Annotated in this window: 8 protein-coding genes; 4 read left to right on the top strand and 4 right to left on the bottom strand. The window is 37.3% G+C overall.

Annotation, left to right across the window (positions count from 1 at the left end; translation table 11 throughout):
• Positions 1–1,448: LTA synthase family protein (locus AC1DG9_RS21885; RefSeq protein ID WP_477635232.1), on the bottom strand; the 1,448-nt coding region annotated here is incomplete at its 3' end.
• 229 nt (positions 1,449–1,677) lie between these two features.
• Between AC1DG9_RS21885 and AC1DG9_RS21880 the strand changes: the two genes are divergently transcribed.
• From AC1DG9_RS21880 to AC1DG9_RS21870, 3 genes are all read left to right on the top strand, one after another.
• Positions 1,678–2,658, top strand: coding sequence for a helix-turn-helix transcriptional regulator (locus tag AC1DG9_RS21880; RefSeq protein WP_172660209.1), 981 nt, complete (start codon positions 1,678–1,680; stop codon positions 2,656–2,658).
• A complete protein-coding gene (locus AC1DG9_RS21875; RefSeq protein ID WP_337716860.1) occupies positions 2,658–3,548 on the top strand; it encodes a helix-turn-helix transcriptional regulator in 891 nt (296 codons plus the stop codon). Before AC1DG9_RS21880 ends, AC1DG9_RS21875 begins: the two co-directional genes overlap by 1 nt.
• Positions 3,549–3,655: 107 nt before the next feature.
• Positions 3,656–4,015 carry a DUF4180 domain-containing protein gene (locus AC1DG9_RS21870; RefSeq protein ID WP_172660207.1) on the top strand — a complete coding sequence of 120 codons (360 nt, stop codon included), beginning with the start codon at positions 3,656–3,658 and terminating at the stop codon, positions 4,013–4,015.
• 14 nt (positions 4,016–4,029) lie between these two features.
• Here AC1DG9_RS21870 and AC1DG9_RS21865 read toward each other — a convergent pair whose 3' ends face one another.
• Positions 4,030–5,520 carry an alpha/beta hydrolase gene (locus AC1DG9_RS21865; protein ID WP_172660206.1) on the bottom strand — a complete coding sequence of 497 codons (1,491 nt, stop codon included), beginning with the start codon at positions 5,518–5,520 and terminating at the stop codon, positions 4,030–4,032.
• Positions 5,521–5,662: 142 nt separating this feature from the next.
• Between AC1DG9_RS21865 and AC1DG9_RS21860 the strand changes: the two genes are divergently transcribed.
• Complete coding sequence (locus AC1DG9_RS21860; RefSeq protein ID WP_337716858.1) at positions 5,663–6,094, top strand: hypothetical protein; 432 nt, start codon at positions 5,663–5,665, stop codon at positions 6,092–6,094.
• Between the two features lie 4 nt (positions 6,095–6,098).
• On the opposite strand, the gene AC1DG9_RS21855 is transcribed toward AC1DG9_RS21860, so the two are convergent.
• Complete coding sequence (locus tag AC1DG9_RS21855; protein ID WP_477635231.1) at positions 6,099–6,680, bottom strand: MiaE family protein; 582 nt, start codon at positions 6,678–6,680, stop codon at positions 6,099–6,101.
• Between the two features lie 42 nt (positions 6,681–6,722).
• Positions 6,723–7,604 (bottom strand): beta-N-acetylhexosaminidase (locus tag AC1DG9_RS21850; RefSeq protein WP_477635230.1); only part of this gene is annotated, 882 nt, incomplete at its 5' end.

The following is a 7,604-nucleotide window of genomic DNA, read 5'->3' as shown; positions in this document are numbered from 1 at the left end:
GTGTAACGAACTGCACCTTCCCTATTGCCTTGTTTCATATCTACTTTTCCCGCTGGAAAGGTAAAAGGCCTATGATTTGAGGTTGTCATTACAAAACTGTAAAATGGCTTCCCTGCCTTATCATCGGCATCTGAGCCCCTTATAACTGCATCAAAAAGATCTCCGTCCGAAACTCCCCAGGCATTTTCAAAATGAATCTGATCATCCTGAATGATCGTTCTTTTTGTCAAATAACTATCTCCAATTTTGATATTTCTTCCCCTGTCTGTAATGTTAAAGCCGTTACTGCCAAAATATTCGTTCATATTGTCGAAGTAGCCATCCCCGCCATAATAGAATGTCCTGGTGTATCCCTCTTTTTCAAAGATATGGCCCACGGTTGTCAGGTTTTCATTTCCCTGTCTTCTTACAATACTGCTACCAGGCGTTGGAGGTATGGATAAGCTTAGCGCTTCCATACCTCTAACTGTACGGGTACCTGTTGCATACATATTTGTAAACATTAGATTCTTATCGGCAAGAGAATCAAGTACGGGTGTTAGTTTCTGTGTATTGCCAAAATGCGCAAGAAAACTGGCACTTAGGCTTTCAACAGTAATCATGATTACGTTTGGTTTATAAACCTGACCACCGTTTTGGATATTCCTTTTAATTGAGTTTCCATCATTTACAAAAGTGCTCTGCTGATCCTTTAGCTCACTTCTCATTATACCAAACGCCTCATTTAAAGGGAGTAAAGCATAAAAATGGTTATAATTTAACTCGTTGTTTTTAAACGCTGCAAAAATGGAATAAATACCTGCTTTTGATAGTTCATTTTCGTATCGGTTGGTACTTGATTCGGCAAAGGAATTTGTTAGGAAAAAGGCATATAATGACGTAATAACAAGCAAAATCCCGGTTATAACTGCCCTACTCTTAAATGCGACAACAGATTGGAAAACATTTTTAAAAATCCTCTTCTTTGCAAAAAGCCACATTACCAATAACACCATTACCAATACTCCACCAATTAATAATGGCAGCGGATATGATTCATTTATGTTGTTGATGACTTCATAAGTATAAACAAGATAATCCACAGCAATGAAGTTGAACCTGCTTTCAAACTCTTGCCAGAAAGTAAGTTCAGCAAAAAATGAAAAGAAAGAGATAAGAAGGATTATAAAAAGAGCCACATAAGTAATGATCTTATTTGCAATTGAAGCCGACCATCTATCTGGAAGTATAAGTAAATATAAGCTGTACAAAGTGGTTAAAAAGAGACCTACTCCAAAATCATAAACAAAACCGAGCAGGTAAATTCTTAATACACCTAAGAATGAAAAGTCCGTTTTGCCAATCGAATCAATAAACAAAACAGTACGGATCAGGAAGGAGATAAAAACAAAAATGGCTAAAAAAGAAAATAAGACGCTATATCTGCCCTTAAATAGTTTACTTATCATATAAAATTTTATATAAAAAGCAAAGGTAGATTGGAATTCTGTTTGAATTCTGAACTTAAGCTGTGTATGCCAGTTCGCCTCTTTCTGTCAGCATGATCATAACACTTTCTATGAACAAATAAGAGCCAAAATAAGGTTTAAAAATACCCGATGAGGACATTTTTTATGAAATTAAGAAAAAAATGCACAATAATTAACGAGATAGCTCCCCATACTTGTTCATTTTAGTATGAAAGAAGTAATTTATCGCTTTGGAGTTGAGACAGATTGGGTTGAAGAATTGGCCGTTAACCTTGGCGGATTTGTACGCGGCAATTTTATCATTGTTCCTGATGATATATTAACGGGCACTTATTATACGCTTCAAATAAGCGAAAACATTACGGTTATGCTGGTAGATGTGATTTATCATCAGGATGTGTTGTACAAAGTCAGGAATATTAAAAATGATTTTGCAGGAATATATTTCAATCTTACTGAAGGAGATCTGGTTCACGTTATGGATGATATTTCACGGTCGGTGGGGCGATGGAATTACAATCTGGCGATTACAGATAGTCAACTTGATATAGATTTTGTAATAAAGTCCGGAAGTAAATCGTACGGCATTTCACTTTTCTTAAAGAAGCATATTCTAAGAGAATATCTATCCAAAACAGGTATCCTTGATGAGGTACTAAACAGAGTTTTTGATCAGAAGCAAAATACCCTTCTGCATTATGCCCATATGAGTAGCAACAGTTGGCATATCATCAATGAGTTCAGGAAAAGCACTCCAGGAAGCATATCTTTCAACCTCCTATTAAGTGGTTTGGCTTACAACTTGCTGGCAGATTGCCTGGATAACATCATGAAAAGAGAAATAATGATTAGCAAAGTTCTTCGTACAGATCTTGCAATGATATTAAACTCACAAACAAGCCTGATTAAAAAACAAGAGGGCATTTTCCCCGGAATAACTTCGTTAGCTGCTGAGGCAAATATGTCGGCAACAAAATACAAGAAACTATATAAAAAAATCACCGGCCAAACTCCTAATGCCTTCTTCCTAAACAACAAGCTTGAACTTGCAAGAGATTTACTTGGATCCGGACAGTATACCATTAGAGAATTGGCCGAAAAATTAAATTTCACAAGCACCTCTCATTTATCAGAGCAATTTAAAAGCTACTTTGGGATGTCGCCTAAAGAATATGCAGCATCATTGTAATGGCAACAGGAAAACAAATATCAATTCCTCATGATATAGCTCAAGGCTGTTCTTATTTTATGGAGGTAATGCCCGGATTAATGGCCCTTGTTGTTGATTTTACTTTGCAAAGAAGTGTTGAACTAAACCAAGTAGTAAATGCGGAAGACTTTTACATTGCCTATTATGATCTAAGCGATGAAATTGATATTCAAAAAATTAACCACAGCAAAGTTAATTATCATTCGAAATTGGGAATGATTGTGGTCGATGCCACATTAAAAAGCAGCTATACCCCTTCTTTTAAAATGTATTCATTCTGGTTGCTCATAGCTAAACCCCTGCTTCAAAAGTATCTGTTAGGATCTATAGGTGGTCCTAAAATGGGGCAAAATAACACAATCGTTTTTACAAGCCACATGGACAGTCGCACCCGTCTTTGTATTCTTAAACTCAGAACGCGAAATTATAACGACCCATCATTTGAACTTTCTTTGCGTGGAACCTCATTGCAGGTTTTTGCATACCTGGTAGAACGTATAAATGAAAATGACCTGGTATTAGGGAAACTTTCTGAATTAGATACTGCGCAGATCATCAAAACTCAAACTTATCTGATGGAGCAACTTTTGGGAGCATTTCCCGGAATAGATTTTTTGGCTTACATGGCCGGCATGTCTATTTCTAAATATAAGAAGCTGTTTAAGAGAATATTTAAGGAAAGCCCCAACAGTTTCTTTATTCGCGAAAAATTAAACCTTGCACAAGAGCTCTTGAAAAGTGGAAATTTTAATACAATAAATGAGGTAGGCAATGAACTTGGATATTTAAAACCGGGATACTTTGCTGCGATCTACAAAAATCAATTTGGACAATTACCTGGAGAAGTTTTTGTGAAAAACAGGTTATAAAGAAGCCAATTGCTTACCGGTTAAACCAGCTTCTTGAGATCATTAAAGCAAAAGCATTATAATAAAAACCCGTATATATTCTTATGTTTGAGTCAAAAGAGATCCAAATGAATATAGAAATACATCAAACAGGAGAAATAAGAATTGCAGAGGTCGTCTCTGATAAAGTCCTGATTAAGAATCCGGAAGAAGGATTACAGTTACTGGCAGATTTATACTACCAGGATGTTGATAGAATTATCCTTCAGGAACAAAATATATGTACTGAGTTCTTTGATCTGAAAACAGGTATTGCAGGAGAAATTCTTCAAAAATTCTCAAATTACAGGGTTCGCCTTGCTATTGTTGGTGACTTCAGTAAATACCAAAGCAAAAGTATGAAAGACTTTATTTACGAAAGCAACAAAGGCAAACAAGTAAATTTTGTAGGCAGCTCGGAAGACGCAATTGCAAAACTAAATCAATAATTATACACAGATTACTAATATTTAGTAATCTGTGCCACAATAACCTCAGGCGCTATTGTAATAAAATGCCCCTGCCCCTCTTTTATTACAATTTTTAATTTCCCACCAAGCTTCTTGTAATGTTGTTCTATTACCTTAGTATGCTCCTTAAACCAAGGGTCCTGACTTCCAGAAACAATTAACAAGGGCACAGCTTCCTTTGCAATCAGACTAAGTCCATCGAACAGATTCTTTTTGGTCATCAAACTGCGCATCACCGGATTTACAGCATAAATGGCAGAAACTTTTTCCGGATTTTCCATTGCCCATGCAAAACATTCCCCTGCATTAACTCCTGATCCTTCTAATATTGGTTTCTTGGAGAATCCATGATCAGTTAGCATTTTATAAACCCCATCCCACTGTTCCATTACTGCACCTGATTGTGCGGTAAGCGGGGTAATAACAATATGATATCCTTGAGCCAGCAAAGCCTGATCTACCAGGGCATTTCTGTCCATCCGATCACTTCTAAAAACCCATGGTTTGCCTTCAGCGGCTTTATTAGGTGCTATAATAATCATTGAAGACACCCCATAGCGGCTCTTTCCTTTAACTTCATATTGCTCATAATAAGGTGTATAACCGGGGCCTCTGGCGGTCATCCATGTATTTTCTTCTTTTAAATACAGGTAGCTGCTTTGAGTATTATAGTAATAAGACTTGATGAAGTCATCATCAATAAAATCTGGCAATGGCGCTGCTTTAGCAACATTTTTAACAACCCAGTCTACAATAGGACCTGGGTTGCGCAGACTGTGCGGATGATGAGCTGTCCCGTCTTTAACCAGAACAGTCATTCTCCCACCCATTTGTAAATAAATATTTTCAATAGACAGCGTATTTTTTTCATACAGAAAATCTTCGGAACCGCAGATACTTAATAAAGGAACATCGTGTCTAGCAAGCTCTGCTATTTTTGCCAGACTTTCTGGCATGATTGCAGCGTTGTCTCCATAAATACAAGATACCTGATCAGGGTGATTTACAGACCAGGCATAGGCATTAATAGCTCCTCTACTCATTCCACCAAAGGCCGGTTTTTTTGAAAACCCATGTTCCTTGGTTAAAAAGGCATACCATGCATCCCATTGTCTGCCAGCATCGCAGTTAATGTATCCTATAAAAAAACCTTTTTTTAACAACTCGATTTCCGACTGGGGTTCATGATCCCAATAGAATCCTCTCCATGACCAGGGATTTCCTGCGGCTGCAGTTTTTGGTACAACAACCAGACAGCGCACCTTCCCTTTTACCTCAACATTAATCCCGAAACCCTCACTTTCAACAGCTTTAAATGGAGTTATTTCCAAGCTGAGTGTATCCATTAGAAAATCATATCGGTCAAATCCCCTCCAGGTAGTTTTATCGCCTGAAAAACCGGTTGTAGTTAACTGAGCCTGAGTTATGTTAAAAATTGATGTACAGATAAACAGTACAAAAATAAGTGCAATAATTTTTCGCATCCGTGGTTTTATTTGGTTATGGTCTTGTAAGCAAAAAAACTAAATCTGGTTAATATTTACTTAATAATCCATTAATCAGAAAATCTTTATCAATTTATGTGGAGATAAAAATTAGCATATATTTGAAGGTACTCATCATTATATGAAGAAATTTGCAGAAATTCTATGTTTAATTGTCGCTTTCGCGACATACGGTTGTTCAAGTACTAGCGTAGAACAAGATAACACCAAAACATTATATCGCGCTATAAGTAAAGATGATACTGCTACTTTTAAAATAAACATTACTGACAAGGAGTTCTTCGGGCAGCTTGAAATAAATTACCATGGTCTCTATAAAGATTCCGGTGATGTAACCGGAATTGTAAAAGGAGACGAACTAAAGGGAACTTATCGCTTTCAGCATTATGGAGTTGAGACATGGCACAAGGCTCCCATAGCATTGTTAAAAAAAGACGGAAAGTTAATTATGGGCGAAGGTTCAATGGAAATTTATATGAACATACGTTACTTCAAAAAAAACGTTCCAATCAATTATCAAGACGCAAAGTTTGTGTTTGAAAAGATGAAGTAAACAATTAGCCGTGAATGGCTTCCTTATTGCCGAAACTTTGTATAAGCTCACCTTCAAATTCAAGCCATTCTTTCCATCTTTTATCCACATCAATATCAATGGTATATTTGCGGGCGAAGTTCAGAAAAGTAGTATAGTGGCCAGCTTCTGACACCATCAGGTCATAATAGAATTTTGCAAGTTCTTCATCTTTGATGTTTTGCGACAGTACGCGGAAGCGCTCACAACTTCTGGCTTCAATCATCGCCGCAAATAAAAGACGGTCAATAAAAGCCGAGTTTCTGCTTCCATCCCTTCGACTGAATTTAACCAATTGACCAACATAGTCGTCTTTACGCTCACGACCAAGTGTATACCCACGTTTCTCAATTATAWCAACCACCATCTTAAAGTGTTGCATTTCTTCAATAGCAATAGCTGTTAATTCCTGCACCAAATCCATATGTTCTGAATTATTGGCGATCAGGGTAATGGCATTCGTTGCTGCTTTTTGTTCACACCAGGCATGGTCAGTCAAAATCTCTTCTAAATTCGATTCAGCAATGTTTGCCCACCGCGGGTCCGTCAATAATTTTAATCCAAGCATGGTAATAAATATCTTCTTTAGGCCAAAATTAGTAAGATTTGCTTACTCTTCCGTACGCTTTTCCAGATCTTTTATACTAACAGTAATCATTTTACCCATTGGTTTGCTATCGAGGTAAGTTAAAACCCTTAAATGATCTGCTCCTTTTGGTACTGTAAGGGTATCGGTATACTTTGGAGAGAAGTTATCCGGATAAGTATTATCAAACGTATAATAGATGTCTAATTTCTTTATCTCGGTAGCTAATGCAATACGCAGCGTTTTATTAACAGTGTCTTTTAAAGGTTTTATTGTGGCATCATACACACTTCTTGCATAGTTGATATTTGCTACATCATACCTTTCAAGATTATGCTCCATACGGGAGATAAAGCTATCCCATCCCTTGTTTTCTTTTTGCGACCAGAAAACTTCAGCCAAGGCAAAGGCACGGGGCCAGGTCATGTATTCTACATGGCGGTAATTCGGAACAGATTCTGTCCACAAATTGCCCTGACCTCCTAATATCAGTGAAGGATCAGGTATTTCAGCCGGAATGGGTTCAAAATTATAACAACTTGATAAGGTAAGCATAGAATAAGTTGGTGGTTCTGCAGCTGGGTCTCCCTGATAAAGATCAAGATAACAATTATCGGCAGGAGTCATTATCACATGGTGATTCATTTTTGCTGCTTCGATGCCTCCTTTCATTCCTCTCCAGCTCATTACCGTAGCTTCGGGTGCCAATCCACCTTCCAGAATTTCGTCCCACCCCATCATTTTTTTGCCTTTAGACTTAACGATGTTTTCCATACGCCTGATGAAATAACTTTGCAGTTCTTCCGGGGTTTTCAGGTTTTCGTCCTTCATTCTTTTCTTGCATTTTTTGCAGTCTTTCCAAAATCCCTTAAAACATTCGTCACCACCAATATGGATATACTGACC

It is taken from the genome of Pedobacter sp. 05L430 (assembly GCF_056397585.1).
This window is presented reverse-complemented; position numbering and strand designations above follow the sequence as displayed.

What these genes read in the sequence shown, in the direction of transcription:
- AC1DG9_RS21880 (WP_172660209.1), top strand. Translation starts at nt 1,678, where the DNA reads ATGAAAGAAGTAATTTATCGCTTTGGAGTTGAGACAGATTGGGTTGAA.
- AC1DG9_RS21875 (WP_337716860.1), top strand. Translation starts at nt 2,658, where the DNA reads ATGGCAACAGGAAAACAAATATCAATTCCTCATGATATAGCTCAAGGC.
- AC1DG9_RS21870 (WP_172660207.1), top strand. Translation starts at nt 3,656, where the DNA reads ATGAATATAGAAATACATCAAACAGGAGAAATAAGAATTGCAGAGGTC.
- AC1DG9_RS21865 (WP_172660206.1), bottom strand. Translation starts at nt 5,520, where the DNA reads ATGCGAAAAATTATTGCACTTATTTTTGTACTGTTTATCTGTACATCA.
- AC1DG9_RS21860 (WP_337716858.1), top strand. Translation starts at nt 5,663, where the DNA reads ATGAAGAAATTTGCAGAAATTCTATGTTTAATTGTCGCTTTCGCGACA.